This window comes from Shimia sp. FJ5, assembly GCF_032918335.1.
GTDB classification, from domain to species: Bacteria; Pseudomonadota; Alphaproteobacteria; order Rhodobacterales; family Rhodobacteraceae; genus Shimia; species Shimia aestuarii_A.
Genome location: NZ_JAWJUV010000003.1, coordinates 1 through 17,925, shown reverse-complemented (window position 1 = coordinate 17,925; position 17,925 = coordinate 1). Strand labels below are relative to the sequence as shown.

At 61.0% G+C, this 17,925-nt stretch carries 17 protein-coding genes; 8 read left to right on the top strand and 9 right to left on the bottom strand.

Annotation, left to right across the window (positions count from 1 at the left end; all coding sequences use genetic code 11):
* Positions 1-21: 21 nt before the first annotated feature.
* The 5 genes from upp to R1W01_RS10705 are packed head-to-tail and all read right to left on the bottom strand — an operon-like array spanning position 22 to position 4,537.
* A complete protein-coding gene (upp, locus tag R1W01_RS10725) occupies positions 22-654 on the bottom strand; it encodes a uracil phosphoribosyltransferase (protein ID WP_243612226.1) in 633 nt (210 codons plus the stop codon).
* Entirely contained in the window at positions 651-1,631 is a 981-nt protein-coding gene (locus tag R1W01_RS10720; RefSeq protein WP_297756651.1) for an adenosine deaminase, read from the bottom strand. Before R1W01_RS10720 ends, upp begins: the two co-directional genes overlap by 4 nt.
* Positions 1,628-2,827, bottom strand: coding sequence for a phosphopentomutase (locus tag R1W01_RS10715; protein ID WP_297756652.1), 1,200 nt, complete (start codon positions 2,825-2,827; stop codon positions 1,628-1,630). The genes R1W01_RS10720 and R1W01_RS10715 overlap by 4 nt, the downstream gene beginning before the upstream one ends.
* Positions 2,827-4,131: a thymidine phosphorylase gene (locus tag R1W01_RS10710; protein WP_297756661.1), complete on the bottom strand. Its 1,305-nt coding sequence runs from the start codon at positions 4,129-4,131 to the stop codon at positions 2,827-2,829. Before R1W01_RS10710 ends, R1W01_RS10715 begins: the two co-directional genes overlap by 1 nt.
* Before the next feature lie 7 nt (positions 4,132-4,138).
* Positions 4,139-4,537 (bottom strand): cytidine deaminase, encoded by a 399-nt coding sequence (locus tag R1W01_RS10705; protein WP_297756653.1) that lies wholly within the window; start codon positions 4,535-4,537, stop codon positions 4,139-4,141.
* 149 nt (positions 4,538-4,686) lie between these two features.
* Here R1W01_RS10705 and R1W01_RS10700 point away from each other — a divergent pair, with 149 nt between their 5' ends.
* Both R1W01_RS10700 and prpE read left to right on the top strand, forming a co-directional pair.
* Positions 4,687-6,966 (top strand): NADP-dependent malic enzyme, encoded by a 2,280-nt coding sequence (locus R1W01_RS10700; protein ID WP_243612215.1) that lies wholly within the window; start codon positions 4,687-4,689, stop codon positions 6,964-6,966.
* A 234-nt stretch (positions 6,967-7,200) separates the two neighbouring features.
* Complete coding sequence (prpE, locus tag R1W01_RS10695) at positions 7,201-9,093, top strand: propionate-CoA ligase PrpE (RefSeq protein ID WP_297756654.1); 1,893 nt, start codon at positions 7,201-7,203, stop codon at positions 9,091-9,093.
* A 289-nt stretch (positions 9,094-9,382) separates the two neighbouring features.
* Here prpE and R1W01_RS10690 read toward each other — a convergent pair whose 3' ends face one another.
* Positions 9,383-10,144: an NAD kinase gene (locus tag R1W01_RS10690; RefSeq protein ID WP_243612217.1), complete on the bottom strand. Its 762-nt coding sequence runs from the start codon at positions 10,142-10,144 to the stop codon at positions 9,383-9,385.
* Between the two features lie 178 nt (positions 10,145-10,322).
* Between R1W01_RS10690 and glyA the strand changes: the two genes are divergently transcribed.
* Entirely contained in the window at positions 10,323-11,615 is a 1,293-nt protein-coding gene (gene glyA, locus R1W01_RS10685) for a serine hydroxymethyltransferase (RefSeq protein ID WP_297756655.1), read from the top strand.
* A gap of 191 nt (positions 11,616-11,806) precedes the next feature.
* Positions 11,807-12,646: a DUF817 domain-containing protein gene (locus tag R1W01_RS10680; RefSeq protein WP_297756662.1), complete on the top strand. Its 840-nt coding sequence runs from the start codon at positions 11,807-11,809 to the stop codon at positions 12,644-12,646.
* Here the strand turns inward: R1W01_RS10680 and R1W01_RS10675 are convergent.
* Positions 12,603-12,977, bottom strand: coding sequence for a hypothetical protein (locus tag R1W01_RS10675; protein WP_297756656.1), 375 nt, complete (start codon positions 12,975-12,977; stop codon positions 12,603-12,605). The two genes, R1W01_RS10680 and R1W01_RS10675, sit on opposite strands and share 44 nt — an antisense overlap.
* A 90-nt stretch (positions 12,978-13,067) precedes the next feature.
* On the opposite strand from R1W01_RS10675, the gene R1W01_RS10670 reads away from it, so the two are divergent.
* A complete protein-coding gene (locus tag R1W01_RS10670; RefSeq protein ID WP_297756657.1) occupies positions 13,068-13,829 on the top strand; it encodes an alpha/beta fold hydrolase in 762 nt (253 codons plus the stop codon).
* Here the strand turns inward: R1W01_RS10670 and R1W01_RS10665 are convergent.
* The gene (locus R1W01_RS10665) at positions 13,826-14,014 is read right to left on the bottom strand and encodes a DUF4229 domain-containing protein (RefSeq protein WP_243612220.1); all 189 of its coding nucleotides are present in this window, start codon (positions 14,012-14,014) and stop codon (positions 13,826-13,828) included. The genes R1W01_RS10670 and R1W01_RS10665 overlap by 4 nt on opposite strands.
* A 111-nt stretch (positions 14,015-14,125) precedes the next feature.
* Positions 14,126-14,503 (bottom strand): 5-carboxymethyl-2-hydroxymuconate isomerase, encoded by a 378-nt coding sequence (locus R1W01_RS10660; protein WP_297756658.1) that lies wholly within the window; start codon positions 14,501-14,503, stop codon positions 14,126-14,128.
* 135 nt (positions 14,504-14,638) lie between these two features.
* On the opposite strand from R1W01_RS10660, the gene hpaE reads away from it, so the two are divergent.
* From hpaE to hpaH, 3 genes are read left to right on the top strand one after another with little or no spacing between them, the layout of a single operon-like run.
* Positions 14,639-16,147 (top strand): 5-carboxymethyl-2-hydroxymuconate semialdehyde dehydrogenase, encoded by a 1,509-nt coding sequence (gene hpaE, locus R1W01_RS10655; RefSeq protein ID WP_297756659.1) that lies wholly within the window; start codon positions 14,639-14,641, stop codon positions 16,145-16,147.
* 12 nt (positions 16,148-16,159) lie between these two features.
* Positions 16,160-17,017 carry a fumarylacetoacetate hydrolase family protein gene (locus tag R1W01_RS10650; protein WP_297756663.1) on the top strand — a complete coding sequence of 286 codons (858 nt, stop codon included), beginning with the start codon at positions 16,160-16,162 and terminating at the stop codon, positions 17,015-17,017.
* On the top strand, positions 17,014-17,814 hold the full coding sequence (hpaH, locus tag R1W01_RS10645) for a 2-oxo-hept-4-ene-1,7-dioate hydratase (protein ID WP_297756660.1): 801 nt from the start codon (positions 17,014-17,016) through the stop codon (positions 17,812-17,814). Before R1W01_RS10650 ends, hpaH begins: the two co-directional genes overlap by 4 nt.
* The last annotated feature ends 111 nt before the right edge of the window (positions 17,815-17,925 follow it).

The window sequence follows — 17,925 nt, the reverse complement described above, 5'->3', positions numbered from 1 at the left end:
CCCCATGGATGCGCTTTGGGCCTACTTGGTGCCAAACATTCGGTCGCCCGCATCGCCAAGCCCCGGCAGGATATAGCCTTTTTCGTTCAGCCGCTCATCAAGCGAGGCGGTCACGATCGGCACATCCGGATGCGCTTCCTTCATTCGCGCAACCCCCTCGGGTGCTGCGAGAAGACAGAGGAACCGGATATCTTTCGCGCCCTGTTCCTTCAAAAGGTCAATTGCCGCCGCCGAGGAATTCCCGGTCGCCAGCATCGGATCGACCGCGATCACAAGGCGCTCGTCCAACTCGCTCGGAGCCTTGAAGTAATACTGCACCGGCTCAAGCGTCTCTTCATCGCGGTAGAGCCCGACGAACCCGACCCGCGCCGAAGGGATCAGTTCGAGCATTCCGTCGAGAAGACCATTGCCCGCCCGCAGGATCGACACCAGCGCGAGCTTACGCCCCGCGAGAACCGGAGCGTCCATTTCCTGCATCGGCGTGTTGATCCGCTTGGTCGTCATCGGCAACTCGCGCGTCACCTCATAGGCCAGAAGCTGGCTGATCTCGCGCAGCAGGCGACGGAATTCGCCCGTCGAAGTATCGGTCTGGCGCATGATGGTAAGCTTGTGCTGTACGAGCGGGTGGTCGACGACGGTCAGGTGATCCATCAGGTTTTCTCCAGTTTCTTATGTATCCGCGCCCGCGTCTCGGCGTCGCAAAAGGCAGCTTCGGCAGCGGTTTCATTAAGGGCGCGAAAATCGGATTCGTCCCAACCAAAGCTTTCGGCCAACATGTCATATTCCCGCACCAGATTGGTATGGAAAAACGGCGGGTCATCCGTCGAAACCGTGATTTTGACGCCCGCCTCGCGCAGTCTGGCAATCGGATGGGCGGCAAAGTCCTTGTACAGGCCCAGCGCCACATTCGATCCCGGACATACTTCGAGCGTGATCTGACGTGCCGCCAGTTCCCTGACGAGCCGCGCATCCTCAATGGCCCGCACGCCATGCCCGATCCGGTCCACGTTGAGATCTCGCAACGCCTGCCAGACGCTTTCCGGTCCGCCAAATTCGCCCGCGTGGGTCGTTAGGCAAAGCCCCGCTTCTCGCGCCTGATCAAAGGCCCAGGCGAAATCGCCCTGTTGCCCCTTGGTCTCGTCCCCGCCCATGCCGAACCCGGTGATCCAGTCGCCCACCGTCTCTGCCGCACATAGGCTAGCCCGCTTGGCTGGATCAGGGCCGAAATGGCGCACCGCCGTCACCACGCCACGCCACAAGATACCATGCCGCGCCTCTGCCGCCCGCGCGGCCTCGACGATGGCCGCCAAGTAGTCGCGCCACGCCCCCACATCGCCGCCACCACAGAAATCCGGACTGAGGAATGTCTCGCAATAGACAACACCTTCCGCCGCCCGGTCCTCAAGAACCGCCGCTGTGAGCCGCGCATAGTCCTCTGGGGTCTTGAGCACACTGGTCGCCGCCTCATAGACCTGCAAGAAATGCTGGAACCCCTTGAACGCATAGCCGCCACGCGCGTCAAACGCCTGCGACAGGTCCACATGCCGCTCCCCGGCCAAGCGCCGAATAAAGTCCGGCGGGGCCGCGCCTTCGTGATGCAGATGCAGTTCGACCTTGGGCAAATCCTTCATAGGAACGAGCGCCCCTCACCACGCGCCTCAATGCCGAGATGCGCCGCCACGCTCGCCGCCACATCCGCGAAATCCAACAGGCCCAGCGCCCCCGCGCCCCCCCCTGCACACAGGACCGGCACCCGCTCCCGCGTATGCTCTGTCCCGGCCCATGTCGGATCATTGCCGTGATCGGCGCTCAGGAGAAGCATGTCGCCCTCACGCAGCCCCTCAATCACGGTGCCGATCTCTCCATCGAACCATTCAAGCGCCGCCGCATAGCCCGCCGGATCGCGCCGATGGCCATAGAGGCTGTCAAACTCGACAAAATTCGCGAATGTGAGGCTCCCGTCCTCGGCCCCCTCGACCCGTTCGCCCAGCGCCCGCATAAGCGCCGCATCGCTTCCCTTGGCACAGGTCGAGATGCCCCGCATCGAAAAGATATCTCCGATCTTGCCAATCCCATAGACCTCGCGCCCCGCCGCCGCGACCCAATCGGGCAGGACCGGCGCAGGTGGCGTCACGGCATAGTCCCTCCGGTTGGTCGTGCGCGTGAACCCCTCTTTGGCGCTTCCCACGAAGGGCCGCGCAATGACCCGACCAACCCTGCGCGCATGCAGCATCGGCGCGATCTCTTCACAAAGCCGCAAGAGCCGCTCCAATCCGAACCGCTCTTCATGCGCCGCGATCTGGAACACGCTGTCGGCGCTGGTATAGCAGATCGGCTGGCCCGAGCGCATATGCTCCTCCCCGAGCCGCGCGATGATCTCCGTGCCGGACGCATGGCAATTGCCAAGCACCCCCTCGACACCCGCCACCTCACAGACCGTCGCGATGATATCCTCTGGGAAACACGGCTCGGTCTCGGGGAAATAGGTCCAATCCCACGGCACCTGAAGCCCCGCCAATTCCCAATGCCCCGAGGGCGTATCCTTGCCCGGCCCTCGTTCGGTCGCCGCGCCCCAAAGGCCCTCCGGCTCGACCCCGAACCCCGGCGCCTCCAGACCGCTGGCCAGCCGTAGCGCCGCGCCAAGCCCCAAACGATCAAGGACGGGTAGGCGAAGCGGCCCCTCCGGACGCTCCCGCGCGCACCATTCGGCGATATGGCCAAGTGTGTTCGCCCCGGTATCCGGCACACCACCGCTGGCAAACCGCGCCGCGTCCGGCGCGCCGCCGATCCCGACGCTATCCATCACGACAAGAAACGCCCGCGCCATCAGCCGATCCTTTCGTGGATCAACGCCTGCGCATCCGGCGCCTCTTCCCCGATGGTGATCGCGCTCAATACCGCCGCTGCGGCTCTGCCCGCGGCCTCCTCGCGCGCAGCATGCACCCGGCAAAGCGGCGCGCCCTTCTCAACCTTTGCCCCAAGGCGAACCATGTCTGAAATCCCGACCGCCGGATCAACCACGTCGCTCTCGACCTGCCGTCCCCCGCCAAGGCGCACAACCGCAAGCCCAAGCGCCTCGCCATCCATCGCCGTGACAAAACCGGCCTCTGGCGCGACCACCTCGCGGATCACCGTCGCCTCCGGCAGGAAGCGCCGCCAATCCTCGGCAAACCGTAGCGGGCCACCCATCAACGCGACCATCTGTGCGAACCTTTCCGCCGCCGCGCCGCTCTCAAGCGCCGCCGCCATCTTTGCCACGCCAGACTCTTCATCTTTGGCCAACCCGCCCTGCTCAAGAAGCGTTCCGCCAAGCACCACCGTTAGATCGCGCAACCGCCCCGGCTTGCCCTCGCACAAGACTTCCATGCTTTCGGCCACCTCGAGCGCATTGCCAAGGCTCGGCGCAAGGGGCTCGTTCATGTCGGAAATCACCGCCCGCGTCGCACAGCCCGCGCCATTCGCCGTCGCGACCAAGGCTTCGGCCAGCGCCCGCGCCTCGTCAGCTGTTTTCATGAATGCACCCGAGCCGCATTTGACGTCGAGAACCAAGCCCTCAAGCCCCGCCGCAAGTTTCTTTGATAGGATCGACGCCGTAATGAGGTCCACGCTTTCGACCGTCGCCGTCACATCGCGCACCGCGTATAGCCGCTTGTCCGCCGGGGCCAAATCCGCGGTCGCGCTCACAATGGCGCACCCGACCTCGCCCACAATGGCGCGGAACCGGTCTTCGCTGACCCCTGTGACGAGGCCGGGGATCGCCTCCATCTTGTCGAGCGTGCCACCCGTATGGCCAAGCCCCCGCCCCGAAATCATCGGCACATAGGCACCACAAGCCGCCAGAGCCGGCGCAAGGACGAGACTCACGCAATCGCCAACGCCGCCCGTTGAGTGTTTGTCGAGAACCGGCCCCGGCAGGTTCCAATCCATGCGTTGCCCGCTATCGCGCATTGCCTCGGTCAGGGCCACGCGCTCGCCTTCGCTCAGCCCCCGCAGGCAAACGCCCATCGCAAAAGCGCCGGCCTGTGCATCGCTCACCGTGCCATCCGCCAGCCCCTGAGCGAACCAACGTAGCGCTGCCGCGCCTGGTGCCTCGCCCCGACGCAGGGAGGCTATGATCTCGCGCGCATCCATCCCCGGATCAGCCCTGTTGGTCCCCAAGATGATGCTGCCCGAACGCACCCGGCAGCAATTCTGCCAAGGTCATGCGCTCTTCGACGCCTTCAAGGGTGGCCATCGTCACCACGACTTCGCCGGTGCCGAACTCCGCCAACTTCTGACGACACCCACCACAGGGCGTGACGGGATGCGGGCTGTCGGCAATAACATAAACCTCTGTTAGCCGGGTTTCCCCTGAGGCCACCATAGCCGCAATCGCCCCGGCCTCGGCACAGGTGCCTTGCGGATACGCGACATTCTCGACATTGCAGCCCGCAAAGACCGCACCGCTTTCGCTTCGGATCGCTGCGCCGACCTGAAAATCGGAATAGGGCGCATAGGCGTTCTCGCGCACATCCCGCGCCGCTTTCTCAAGACTCATGGCACCCTCTCCCAACTGTTGAAACCACTGCCGAGAGACTGCGGCGATGCGCCGGAATTTGCAAGGCCACGCCGCGGCTGGAAACCGCCCATTTCCACCCGCGGAAAAATAGTTTAAGGCTAAACTATAGAGACTCAGGAGGCGGAGACATGTCGGACACAACCAAGGAGAGCCTGCGTCAGGCGGCCCTTTTCTATCACGAACACCCCAAACCAGGAAAACTCGAGATTCGTGCGACCAAGCCCTTGGCCAATGGCCGCGATCTCTCGCGCGCCTATTCGCCCGGCGTCGCCGAAGCCTGCCTCGAGATCAAGGACGACCCCGCCAACGCCTCCCGCTATACCGCACGTGGCAACCTTGTCGCCGTGGTTTCCAACGGCACCGCCGTGCTCGGCCTTGGCAATATCGGCGCGCTGGCCTCCAAGCCGGTGATGGAAGGCAAGGCCGTTCTTTTCAAGAAATTCGCCAATATTGATTGTTTCGACATCGAGGTGGATGAAAGCGACCCCGAGAAACTCGCCGATATCGTCTGCGCCCTTGGTCCGACTTTCGGCGCGATCAACCTCGAGGACATCAAGGCCCCCGACTGTTTCATCGTCGAGCAAATCTGCCGCGAACGCATGAACATCCCCGTCTTTCATGACGACCAGCACGGCACCGCGATTGTCGTCGGCGCGGCAGCCACCAACGCGCTTCGTGTCGCGGGCAAGTCCTTCGAGGACATCAAGATCGTCTCCACCGGCGGCGGCGCAGCAGGCATCGCCTGCCTGAACATGCTCCTGAAACTCGGCGTCAAGCGCGAGAATGTCTGGCTCTGCGACATTCATGGCCTCGTCTACGAAGGCCGCAGAGAGGATATGAACCCGCAAAAGGCCGCCTTCGCGCAAAAGACCGACCTGCGCACGCTCGATGACGTGATCGACGGCGCGGACCTCTTCCTCGGTCTCTCCGGTCCCGGCGTCCTCACGCCCGACCACGTTGCCAAGATGACCGACCGCCCGATCATCTTTGCCCTCGCGAACCCCACACCCGAGATCATGCCCGACCTCGCCCGTTCCGTTGCCCCCGACGCGATCATCGCCACCGGCCGGAGCGACTTCCCGAACCAGGTCAACAACGTCCTCTGCTTCCCCTTCATCTTCCGTGGCGCGCTCGACGTCGGCGCGACCGAGATCAACGACGCCATGTCCCTCGCCTGCGTCGCGGGCATTGCCGAGCTTGCCCGCGCCACAACAAGCGCCGAGGCCGCAGCAGCCTACAAGGGCGAAGACCTGACCTTCGGCGCCGACTACCTCATCCCCAAACCCTTCGACCCCCGCCTCGTCGGAGTGGTCTCCGCCGCCGTGGCCAGCGCCGCCATGACCTCTGGCGTTGCGACACGCCCGATTGACGACATCGAAGCCTACAAGGCCCGCCTCAACCAATCGGTGTTCAAATCCGCGCTCCTCATGCGCCCCGTCTTCCAATCCGCCACCGCCGCCTCCCGCCGCATCATCTTTGCCGAGGGCGAAGACGAACGCGTGTTGCGCGCGGCTCAGGCGATCCTCGAGGAAACCACCGAGACCCCAATCCTCATCGGCCGCCCCGAGGTCATCGAAGCCCGCTGCGAACGGATCGGCCTCGACATCCGCCCCGACAAGGATGTCCAGATCGTCAACCCCGAGAACGACCCGCGCTACCGCGACTACTGGACCTCCTACCACGAGATCATGCAGCGCCGCGGCGTGACCCCGGATCTCGCCAAGGCCATCATGCGCACCAACACCACGGCCATTGGCGCCGTTGCCGTGCATCGTGGCGAGGCCGACAGCCTCATCTGCGGCACGTTCGGCGAATACCGCTGGCACCTGAGCTACATCAATCAGGTGCTCGGCGCGGGCGACCTGCGCCCCCATGGCGCGCTCTCGCTGATGATCCTCGAGGACGGCCCGCTCTTCATCGCCGACACCCACGTGCATCAACTGCCGACCCCGGAACAGCTCGCCGAGATTATCCTCGGTGCCGCCCGCCACGTGCGCCGCTTTGGCATCGAGCCGAATATCGCGCTCTGCTCGCAATCCCAGTTTGGCAACCAAGCCGAAGGATCGGGCCGCCGCCTGCGCGACGCGATTGCCATCCTCGACTCACGTCCCCGCGACTTCACCTATGAGGGCGAGATGCCGGTCGACGTCGCTCTCGACCCCGAGTTGCGCGCCCGGGTCTTCCCTGCCTCACGCATGGAAGGTCAGGCCAACGTGCTCGTTTTCGCCCATGCCGACGCCGCCTCGGGCGTGCGCAACATCCTCAAGATGCGCGCCGACGGACTCGAGGTCGGACCGATCCTGATGGGCATGGGCAACCGCGCCCACGTGGTCACTCCCGGCATCACAGCGCGCGGCCTCCTCAACATGGCCGCCATCGCCGGGACTCCGGTTGCCCATTACGGCTGATCCAAAGGCACACCCCGGAGACGGGTTTTGCAGCCCGCCTCTTTGCAGTTTTGCAAAATCCTCGAAATTTCCAGCATATCCCGCCCTTCCCGGCGGGGTTTGCAAAATTTGCAAGGCAGAAAATCGCCAAACTGCAAAACATTCGCGATAATCTGACGCGACGTCGCGAAAGGCACTTGCCGCAAACCACTCCCCTCCCGTAACACCTTTGCAACGTATTTGGAGGAGAACACCATGGCATACAAAGACGTATACGCCGCCTGGAAGACAGACCCGGAAGGGTTCTGGATGGACGCGGCCAAGGCGATCGATTGGGACGAAGCCCCCTCGAAGGCTCTCTTCGACAAGGGCGATCACCTCTATGAATGGTTCGCCGACGCCAAGGTCAACACCTGCTACAATGCGGTCGACCGCCATGTCGAAAATGGCCGCGGTGAACAGACCGCAATCATCTACGACAGCCCGATCACCCATACCAAACGCGAAATCTCCTATGTCGAGCTGCGCAACCGTGTCGCCATGCTCGCCGGGGCCCTGCGCGCCAAGGGTGTTGAGAAGGGCGATCGCGTCATCATCTACATGCCGATGGTGCCCGAAGCGCTCGAGGCGATGCTCGCCTGCGCCCGCCTTGGCGCGGTGCACTCTGTTGTCTTTGGCGGGTTCGCCGCGCACGAACTCGCCGTGCGTATCGACGATGCCAAGCCCAAGGCCATCATCGCCGCCTCCTGCGGGGTCGAGCCGGGCCGTGTCGTGCATTACAAACCGCTGCTCGATGCTGCCATCGACCAATCCACACACAAGCCCGATTTCTGCGTGATCTTCCAACGCGAACAAGAAGTCGCGGAACTGGTCGAGGGTCGCGACTACAACTGGCACGGTTTCCAATACGGTGTGGAACCGGCGGAATGTGTCCCGGTCGAAGGCAATCACCCCGCCTATATCCTCTACACCTCCGGCACCACCGGCCAGCCCAAGGGCGTCATTCGTCACACGGCGGGCCAACTCGTGGCGCTGAACTGGACCATGAAGAACATCTACAATGTCGATCCCGGCGATGTGTTCTGGGCCGCCTCGGACGTGGGCTGGGTCGTGGGCCACTCCTATATCTGCTACGCGCCGTTGATCCACGGCAACACCACGATCGTCTTCGAAGGCAAACCCGTCGGCACCCCCGACGCAGGCACCTTCTGGCGCGTGATCTCCGAGCATAACGTCAAAAGCTTCTTCACCGCCCCGACCGCCTTCCGCGCTGTGAAACGCGAAGACCCCAAAGGCGAGTTCGTCAAGAAATATGACCTTTCTGGCCTCAAGACGGTCTATCTCGCCGGTGAACGCGCCGATCCCGACACCATCGTCTGGGCGCAGGAACAACTCGGCGTGCCGGTGGTCGATCACTGGTGGCAGACCGAAACCGGCTGGGCCATTGCCGCGAACCCGATTGGTATTGAAGAGTTGCCAATCAAGCTCGGCTCGCCCACCGTGCCGATGCCCGGCTACGAGGTCGAAATCCTCGACGAAGGCGGCCACCCGATGAAAGCAGGCGAACTCGGCGCCATCGCGATCAAGCTGCCGCTGCCGCCGGGCACCCTGCCGAACCTCTGGAACGCCGAAGAGCGGTTCAAGAAATCCTACCTGTCGCATTTCCCCGGCTACTACGAGACGGGCGATGCAGGCATGATGGACGAGGACGGCTACGTCTACATCATGGCCCGCACCGATGACGTCATCAACGTCGCAGGGCACCGCCTCTCGACCGGCGCCATGGAAGAAGTGCTCGCCGCGCACCCCGATGTTGCCGAATGCGCCGTGATCGGCGTCACGGACCAACTCAAGGGCCAAATGCCGGTCGGCTTCCTCTGCCTCAACGCAGGTGCCGACAAGGCCCATGACGACGTGGTCAAAGACGTGATCAAGATGGTCCGCGATCAGATCGGCCCGGTGGCCGCGTTCAAACTTGCCGTGGTGGTGGATCGCCTGCCGAAAACCCGCTCGGGCAAGATCCTGCGCGGCACCATGGTCAACATCGCCGATGGCACCGCCTTCAAGATGCCCGCGACGATCGACGACCCGGCCATCCTCGACGAGATCAAAGAAGCGCTTCAGACCATCGGCTACGCCAAGGACTGACCCGCAGCACACCCCTGAGAAAGGCCCCGCCCCCGCGCGGGGCCTTTTTACGTTTTGGTAAGAGCGTACGCCCCCTTAACCCCGACTTTCACCCAAACCGCACCGACGGAATACCGACGCAATACCGACGTGATACCGACCCGAGATTCCCCCCGCCAAGGAGCCTTTATCTCTTTCTCTTGCCAAAAATATCCCCGCCGGAGGCTGTCCGCAGGCAGCGGCCCCTGAGAAGGGGCCGATGACGAGAAATCCTGCGCGCGGCCCTGGCCGCGCCCAATAAAATAAGGGGTTAGACGAATTGCTCGCGGATCAGCCGTTCCTCGAGCCCATGGCCCGGATCGAACAGCAGGCGATGCCGCACGCTCGGCTCGGAATGGATCTCGACCGACACCACATCCTCCACCGACCGGCTATCCGCATCCGCCATCACCGGCCGCTTCACCGCATCAATCACATCAAACCTCACATGCGCCGTCTTGGGCAAAAGCGCCCCGCGCCAGCGCCTCGGTCGAAACGGCGCAATCGCTGTCAGGGCGAGCACATCTGACCCGATTGGCAGGATCGGCCCATGGGCAGAATAGTTGTAAGCTGTTGATCCTGCAGGGGTTGCCAGAAGCGCGCCGTCACAAACGAGCGCCTCCATCCGCAGCCGCCCATCGACCGTGATCCGCAGTTTCGCAGCCTGCGGACCGGCCCGCAAAAGCGAAACCTCGTTGATCGCCAAAGCCTCATGGACCGTGCCATCCGCGCAGGTCGCCTTCATGCGCAACGGGTTAATGACCTCTTCCTCTGCAGCCGCAAGGCGCTCAAGCAGATCCGTCTCGCCATATTCGTTCATAAGGAACCCGACCGTGCCACGGTTCATCCCATAGACCGGCGTATCGATTCCGATCGAGCCATGCAACGTCTGAAGCATGAACCCATCCCCACCAAGCGCCACGATCACATCGGCCTCTTCCGGGGCGCAATCTCCATAGCGCGCGACAAGGGCGGCCCGCGCCACCTGCGCTACCGCTGCTTCGCTTGCCACAAAGGCAATCGTTCTGCCCATGTCTCCGATCCTTTGTTTCCGATCCGGCACGTCCTGTACCCGATGCAATCACAACTCCACCCCCTGCACCAGCCCCGTCGCAGAGACAAGCCCACAAGTCGCTTAAGGGCCTTTTATCCAAGGGGTGTTTCCTTTAGGAACTCGGCATCTGACATTCTCTGATCTGGAGCACTGCCAAATGACCGCGACTCGCGACCCCGGCTTTTTCACTGAATCCCTCGCCTCGCGCGACCCCGAACTCTTCGGCTCAATCACCGACGAACTCGGTCGCCAGCGCGACGAGATCGAGCTGATCGCCTCGGAAAACATCGTCTCTGCCGCCGTAATGGAAGCGCAGGGCTCGGTCATGACCAACAAGTATGCCGAAGGCTATCCGGGCCGCCGCTACTATGGCGGTTGCCAATACGTCGATGTGGCTGAGAACCTCGCCATCGACCGCGCCAAAGAGCTCTTTGGTTGTGACTTCGCCAACGTCCAGCCCAACTCCGGCTCGCAGGCGAACCAAGGCGTCTTCACCGCCCTGCTGCAGCCCGGCGACACCATCCTCGGCATGTCCCTCGACGCTGGCGGCCACCTGACTCACGGTGCGAAACCAAACCAGTCGGGCAAATGGTTCAACGCGATCCAATACGGTGTGCGCAAACAGGACAGCCTGCTCGACTACGACCAGGTGCAAGAGCTTGCAAACGAGCACAAGCCGAAGCTCATCATCGCGGGCGGCTCGGCCATCCCGCGCCAGATCGACTTTGCCAAGTTCCGTGAGATCGCGGATTCGGTCGGCGCCTACCTGATGGTCGACATGGCTCACTTTGCTGGTCTCGTCGCGGCAGGCGAACACCCCTCGCCCTTCCCCTACGCCGACGTTGCCACCACCACGACCCACAAGACCCTGCGCGGCCCGCGCGGCGGCATGATCGTGACCAACAACGAAGAGATCGCGAAAAAGGTCAACTCCGCGATCTTCCCCGGCATCCAGGGTGGCCCGCTCATGCATGTCATCGCCGGTAAGGCCGTGGCCTTTGGCGAAGCCCTGCGCCCCGAGTTCAAGGCCTACCAGAAGCAGGTGCGCGCCAACGCAGTGGCCCTCGCCGATCAGCTCATGAAAGGCGGCCTCGACATCGTCACCGGCGGCACCGACACACACGTGATGCTCGTCGACCTGCGCCCCAAGGGCGTCAAAGGCAACGCGACCGAGAAGGCCTTGGGACGCGCGCATATCACCTGCAACAAGAACGGCATCCCCTTTGACCCGGAAAAACCGATGGTCACCTCGGGCATCCGTCTCGGCACCCCCGCAGGCACGACCCGCGGCTTCGGAGAGGATGAGTTCCGCCAAATCGCCGACATGATCGTAGAAGTCGTGGATGGTCTCGCCGCTAACGGTGAAGACGGCAACAACGCGGTCGAAGAAGCGGTGAAGGACAAAGTCGCAGCCCTCTGCGCCAAGTTCCCGCTTTACCCGAACCTCTGATATCGGGTCCGCGCACGCGCCTCGCGCGCGGCTTTAACACTTCTGCAACCGCCGTCTGAGACATTGACGGCGGTTGTTTTTTGTCCCGGTTCCGTGTTGCGCGAGAAATGCTGGACTTTCTTGGCGCGTCCGGCTTCTGTTCTGTGATGGAAATTAAGTCTTTACCGATTGAGCGCACTCTGGGCGACTGGATGCGCGCACGTTTACCCTTCGCCGTCGCTGAACTGTTCATGTTCGTTCTGAAGCAGGGATGGGCCGCCTTGTTCGGTGGCCTCTTGTTGATCGCCATGCTGGCCACAGACCGTATCTGGAATGACGGTTGGCCCATCGCGCGGTATGATGCGCTTCTGATCTACGCACTGGTGCTACAGGGGCTCTTTCTGGTCTTCCGCCTCGAATCCTGGGCCGAGGCACGGGTCATCCTTTTGTTTCACATCACCGGCACCGCCATGGAGATCTTCAAGGTCAATGCCGGAAGCTGGGCCTACCCTGGAGACGGGCTCTTCAAACTCTGGGGAGTGCCGCTCTTCTCGGGCTTCATGTATGCCTCTGTCGGCTCCTTCATGGCGCGCGTGATCCGGCTTTTTGATATGCGGTTCGCGCCCTATCCGCCCTTCGCCGCAACGGTTGCGCTGGCCGTCGCGATTTACGTGAATTTCTTCGCACATCACTACCTGCCCGACATCCGCATCGCGCTTTTTGCAGCCACCGTCCTCCTTTATGCACGCACCCGCATCTGGTTCCATATCGGCCTGAACCGATACTGGATGCCTCTGCCCCTCGCTGCGTTTCTTTCGAGTGGTTTCCTTTGGTTTGCAGAGAACATCGGAACCATGACCCGCATATGGCTCTATACCGGGCAAAGCGCTGGCGAGATGGTGAGTTTTGCCAAAATGGGCTCGTGGTATCTCTTGCTCTACGTGAGTTTTGTGACGGTGACTCTGGTCTTGCGCGATGCTCTCTCGCCAGAGCCCTATACCCCACCCCTCACAGAAAGCCTTGCCAAACAAGGACCACGATCAGAAGCGTGAAAACAGCAATCACATGAAATGACACCATGCCGAGCGTCGACAGGATCAATCCCTTTCGCATATCGGCCGGATCAAGCGCCTCGAGCGCGCCGTGCAAAGCTTCATAGGCCTTTTCCACGGGTTCGGCCTTGAGCTGCATGCGGATCTTTGGGTGCCCGGCTTTCTGTTCTGCCTCAACCAAAGCACGCGCATGAGCGTGCATCTTTGCAGGAAGACGCCGCCCCACCTTGCGCATTGCATGGCCCAAACCTTTGGGTTCAAAAGAGAACTTCTTGCCCGCGAGTTTTGCAAGCGCCGCGTTTTTGCGTTGAATCTCCGCGGGGTCAATCACACCAAATCCTCCTATCCGCTAGCCTAGCCGAGCAACTCGCACCTCTCAACAGGACTGGTGCGCGAGATGACGAATTGCTATCTCCAATACATGCTGAACACGCTCGAATACGGAACCCGCACCGACCTCCCCGACCTTTTGATCGTCCATGGCCTCTATGGCTCGGGACGCAACTGGGGGGCGATCTCCAAGCGCATGGCCCAAACGCGCCGCGTCATCGCGGTCGATCAACGCAATCACGGTGCAAGCCCTTGGTTTGATACGCATTCTTACGAGGACATGGCCGCCGACCTCGCCGAAGTGATCGCCGCGCAGGACGGCCCAATGGACGTGCTTGGCCATTCAATGGGCGGTAAGGCGGCGATGGTCCTTGCCCTCACGCGTCCTGAGTTGGTCAATCGCCTCGTCGTCGCGGATATCGCACCCGTCGCCTATAGCCATGATCAGAGCCAGCACATTGCCGCAATGAAAGCCGTCGACCTTGCCAAGATCGAAAAGCGCTCTGATGCGATGAAAGCCCTTGAGGCACATGTGAACGAGGCCGCACTGCGAAGCTTCTTTACGCAGTCCCTTGATATTGAGACCAAGAAATGGCTCCTCAACCTCGATGTTCTAGAGAAGGAGATGCCAAAGATCATTGGCTGGCCTGGTACAACGGGAATCTATGAAGGCCCCACCCTGTTCCTGAGCGGGGCCGAATCCGACTATGTCAAATCGGAGCACCGCGCGACCATCCGCACTCTTTTCCCGAACGCACGCTTTGCAAAGATCATTGGCGCGGGGCACTGGCTTCACGCCGAAAAACCCCGCGAATTCATTCAGACGTTGAAGGCTTGGCTAGATGCGGCTTAAGCGCCGGTTTCGTAAAGCTTTTTCGCGACCAGATAGGAGAGCGGAAAAGACACGATAAACCCTGCGATCGCCGACCACATGACGGGGGTCAACGTATCGTACCCCATCGTGAGGGCAGCGATCATCGCGCTGCCGGCAATGGTAGAGCCGATGAAAAGGTGCAAAATAAGGGATAGGCGAAACATGGTCCGGGCCTCTTGCTAGGGCGTTTCCACGAACGATCATTATCCCCTTCCCCGACATGCGCTTTGATCTACGTCAGAAAGGGATGTCGCGCATATGCCTTTTGACGGTTCTTAGATATGATCCCGAATGGTTCCCGTCTTCGGCGACAGAGAGGCGTTGATCTCCCGCATCTCAAGCGACAAGGCAAGCGACCGTTGTGCCATGATTGGAGCCACGAACGCCTCAGCCGCCGCGAATATCCGCGCCGTCGCATCCTCCATGACATCCTGCGTCCTCCCCTCTCGCAACCGGATCGACATGTCGATGAAGGCGTGTTTCCCATCCCCGTCCGCGATGGCGAAATGCTCCGCGCGAAACGCCCGGACCCGAATACCCGCTGTCGGAAAGGTCTCTATCTCTGCAGCCGCAGCCCGGATCACCTCACAGAAGGCGGCGACATCTAGGTCACCGTCAAGATTCGCGGAGTACTCTATCGTGAAATGTGGCAACGCAGCCTCCTCATTCATATCCCAGCATGCAGCTCTCGAACCCTCCACGAGATAGCAGTGCTTTCCGAAGTGTTGACAGGAATCGGAAATATCACTTAACATATTAACTAATTTCATGGAGAGGCGAAAACCCTTATGTCGACCCTAGCAGAAAATCTCGAGAATCTGGCAACGCATCTGGAACGCTTTCGCGTCTCTGGCATCCGAAACAGGATCGCCGGTAAGGACTGCGCGGGTTCGGGTGGCACCTTCACGACCCATTCGCCGGTCGACAAGAGCGTGATTTGCGACGTCGCACGAGGAGACGCGACAGATATCGACGCCGCCGCCAAGGCCGCGCAAGAGGCCTTTCCAGCGTGGCGCGACATGCCCGCTCTCGAACGGAAGAAAATCCTTCTCAAGATCGCGGACGGCATCGAAGCCCGCGCCGAAGAAATAGCGCTTTGCGAGTGCTGGGATACCGGCCAAGCACTGCGCTTCATGTCCAAAGCCGCCATTCGCGGCGCTGAGAACTTCCGGTTCTTCGCAGATCAGGTCACCTCGGCGCGCGATGGGCAGAACTTGCGCTCTCCGACCCTGATGAATATCACAACCCGTGTGCCCCTCGGCCCGGTCGGCGTCATAACACCTTGGAACACGCCCTTCATGCTCTCGACATGGAAGATCGCACCCGCTTTGGCAGCGGGATGCACGATTGTGCACAAGCCCGCTGAGCTCTCGCCTCTTTCGGCCCGCCTTCTTGTCGAGATCGCAGAAGATGCCGGCCTTCCGCCAGGGGTCTGGAACATGGTGAATGGCTTTGGCGAGGATGCTGGTAAGGCCCTCTGTGAGCACCCAGATATTCGCGCCATTGCTTTCGTCGGTGAAAGCCGTACTGGTAGCCTGATCCAAAAACAGGGGGCCGACACGCTCAAGCGTGTGCACCTTGAACTGGGCGGAAAGAACCCCGTTATCGTCTTTGAAGACGCCGACCTAGACCGCGCCCTCGATGCGGTGATCTTCATGATCTACTCCATCAACGGTGAACGCTGCACCTCTTCGTCAAGACTACTCGTTCAGGAGAGTATCCGAGAAGACTTCGAAGCTCGATTGATCGAACGCGTCAACGCGATCCAAGTCGGGCATCCCCTTGACCCACAAACCGTCATTGGCCCACTCATCGGGGAAGAGCATTTCGCAAAGGTCACGTCCTATTTCGATATTGCAAAGGAAGACGGCGCGACCATCGCAGCGGGCGGCGCACCAATAAAGAGCGATGGATACTTCGTTCCACCCACGCTCTTTACGGACGCAAAGAACGACATGCGGATCGCGCGCGAAGAGATATTTGGACCGGTCCTGACTTCAATCGCGTTCAAAGACGAAGACGAGGCGCTGCGCATCGCCAATGATACACCGTATGGGCTCACCGGATACCTTTGGACCAATGACCTGACCCGCGCACTGCGCTTCTCGGATAGACTTGAGGCCGGAATGATCTGGGTAAACTCCGAGAACGTTCGCCACCTACCGACTCCCTTTGGCGGCGTCAAAGCAAGCGGGATCGGACGCGACGGAGGCGATTGGTCCTTCGAATTCTACATGGAGCAAAAACACATCGGATTCGCGATGGGTGACCACCATATTCCGCGTCTCGGCGTGTAAGGAGAGATGATGATCCAAATCGCAACAGTTACCGCAAAGGATCAACAGCACTATGGCGTGATCCGGGAAGACGGGTTTTCAGACCTGAGCCATAGTTTCCCTCAATGGCCAACCCTGCTCGATGCCATCGAGGCGAATGGATGGAGTGCGCTTCAAGACGCCGCGAAGGACGCAGAGCGCACGCACGCACCGGGGACATTCACCTACAGCGCGCCCCTTCCCAATGCAAAACGCATTCTGTGCGTCGGAGTGAACTTTCCGGACCGCAATGCCGAGTACAAAGATGGGAGCGCACAACCGAAGCATATGTCGCTATTCCCTCGTTTCGCGAGCGGATTTACCGGCCACGAACAGAATCTTGTGCGCCCTCCCGAGAACCACACACTCGACTACGAGGGCGAAGTCGCCATCGTCATCGGCAAGGCTGGACGGCGCATCAACCCCAAGGATGCATATGACCACATCGCGGCTCTGACACTCTGTAACGAGGGCACGATCCGAGACTGGGTGCGCCATGCGAAGTTCAATGTCACTCAAGGCAAGAACTGGGACCACTCTGGCGCAATGGGGCCATGGCTCGTCCCGTTCAAGGATCCCGCACAACTCGATGAGGCGCGGCTTCAGACCTGGGTCAACGGAGAGCTTCGCCAAGACGATCACCTCGCCAATATGATGTTCCCAATCCGGGAAGAGATCGCCTATATCTCGACGTTCATGACCCTTATGCCTGGCGATATCATCGTGACAGGAACGCCTACCGGGGCCGGCGCGCGCTTCGATCCGCCGCGCTACCTTGCACCGGGGGATGTGGTTGAGATCAAGGTCGAGGGCATAGGCTGCTTGCGCAATGGCGTGGAGGACGAGATATGACGCCTGAAGAGCATCAACGCGCTGCGACCGACTTGCTAAAGGCCGAAGCCAGCGGCCACCAGATAGATCTCTTGTCTTTACGTTATCCGAATATGACCATGGATGATGCCTATGCGATCCAAGGTGAAATCTACGCTCAGAAACGTGCTGCTGGTTGCGATGTGATTGGTTGGAAGATTGGCCTGACCTCAAAAGCCATGCAGAACGCTCTTGGGATCGATATTCCCGACAGCGGCATTCTCTTTGACCACATGCTGTTTCAATCAGGTGAAGACGTGCCCGCTGGCCGTTTCATTCAGCCGCGCATCGAAGCCGAGATCGCATTCCTTATGAAAGGCACGCTCTCCGGAAACGATATCGGGCGTGAGGACGTCCTCGCGGCGACCGAGGCGGTTGCTCCTGCACTTGAGATCCTCGACACGCGCATTCTTCGAAAAGACCCCGCAACAGGCCAGTCTAGGAACGTGCTCGACACGATCAGCGACAACGCGGCAAACGCCGGCGTAGTTCTCGGGACAGAGCGTTTTGCTCCCACATCCCTTGATCTTCGCTGGATCGGCGCAATCGTCAGCCGCAATAACGAGGTTGAAGAAACAGGGCTCGGCGCCGGTGTGCTGAATGATCCTGTGGAAAGCGTCGTCTGGCTTGCACGTCGCATGGCGGCATACGGGCAGAAGATCGAAGCAGGACATATCATCTTGGCCGGGAGCTTCATTCGCCCGATTGAATGCCCACCCGGATCGCAAATCTCAGCTGATTTCGGAGATTTTGGCTCCGTCGAGATCAGTTTTTCCTGAAAACGCGTCTGGAAAGGCTCTGAAAACGCAAAAAGCGCCCCGTGTCAGGAGCGCTTGAAGCGATTCTGATTTCATCATTCAGAGAGGTACAAATTTGTTATTTGGTTCTTA

Excerpts from the sequence above, each read along its gene's own strand:
- R1W01_RS10720 (WP_297756651.1), bottom strand. The coding sequence starts at position 1,631 with ATGAAGGATTTGCCCAAGGTCGAACTGCATCTGCATCACGAAGGCGCG.
- R1W01_RS10715 (WP_297756652.1), bottom strand. The coding sequence starts at position 2,827 with ATGGCGCGGGCGTTTCTTGTCGTGATGGATAGCGTCGGGATCGGCGGC.
- R1W01_RS10710 (WP_297756661.1), bottom strand. The coding sequence starts at position 4,131 with ATGGATGCGCGCGAGATCATAGCCTCCCTGCGTCGGGGCGAGGCACCA.
- R1W01_RS10705 (WP_297756653.1), bottom strand. The coding sequence starts at position 4,537 with ATGAGTCTTGAGAAAGCGGCGCGGGATGTGCGCGAGAACGCCTATGCG.
- R1W01_RS10700 (WP_243612215.1), top strand. The coding sequence starts at position 4,687 with ATGTCGGACACAACCAAGGAGAGCCTGCGTCAGGCGGCCCTTTTCTAT.
- prpE (WP_297756654.1), top strand. The coding sequence starts at position 7,201 with ATGGCATACAAAGACGTATACGCCGCCTGGAAGACAGACCCGGAAGGG.
- R1W01_RS10690 (WP_243612217.1), bottom strand. The coding sequence starts at position 10,144 with ATGGGCAGAACGATTGCCTTTGTGGCAAGCGAAGCAGCGGTAGCGCAG.
- glyA (WP_297756655.1), top strand. The coding sequence starts at position 10,323 with ATGACCGCGACTCGCGACCCCGGCTTTTTCACTGAATCCCTCGCCTCG.
- R1W01_RS10680 (WP_297756662.1), top strand. The coding sequence starts at position 11,807 with ATGCGCGCACGTTTACCCTTCGCCGTCGCTGAACTGTTCATGTTCGTT.
- R1W01_RS10670 (WP_297756657.1), top strand. The coding sequence starts at position 13,068 with ATGCTGAACACGCTCGAATACGGAACCCGCACCGACCTCCCCGACCTT.
- R1W01_RS10665 (WP_243612220.1), bottom strand. The coding sequence starts at position 14,014 with ATGTTTCGCCTATCCCTTATTTTGCACCTTTTCATCGGCTCTACCATT.
- hpaE (WP_297756659.1), top strand. The coding sequence starts at position 14,639 with ATGTCGACCCTAGCAGAAAATCTCGAGAATCTGGCAACGCATCTGGAA.
- hpaH (WP_297756660.1), top strand. The coding sequence starts at position 17,014 with ATGACGCCTGAAGAGCATCAACGCGCTGCGACCGACTTGCTAAAGGCC.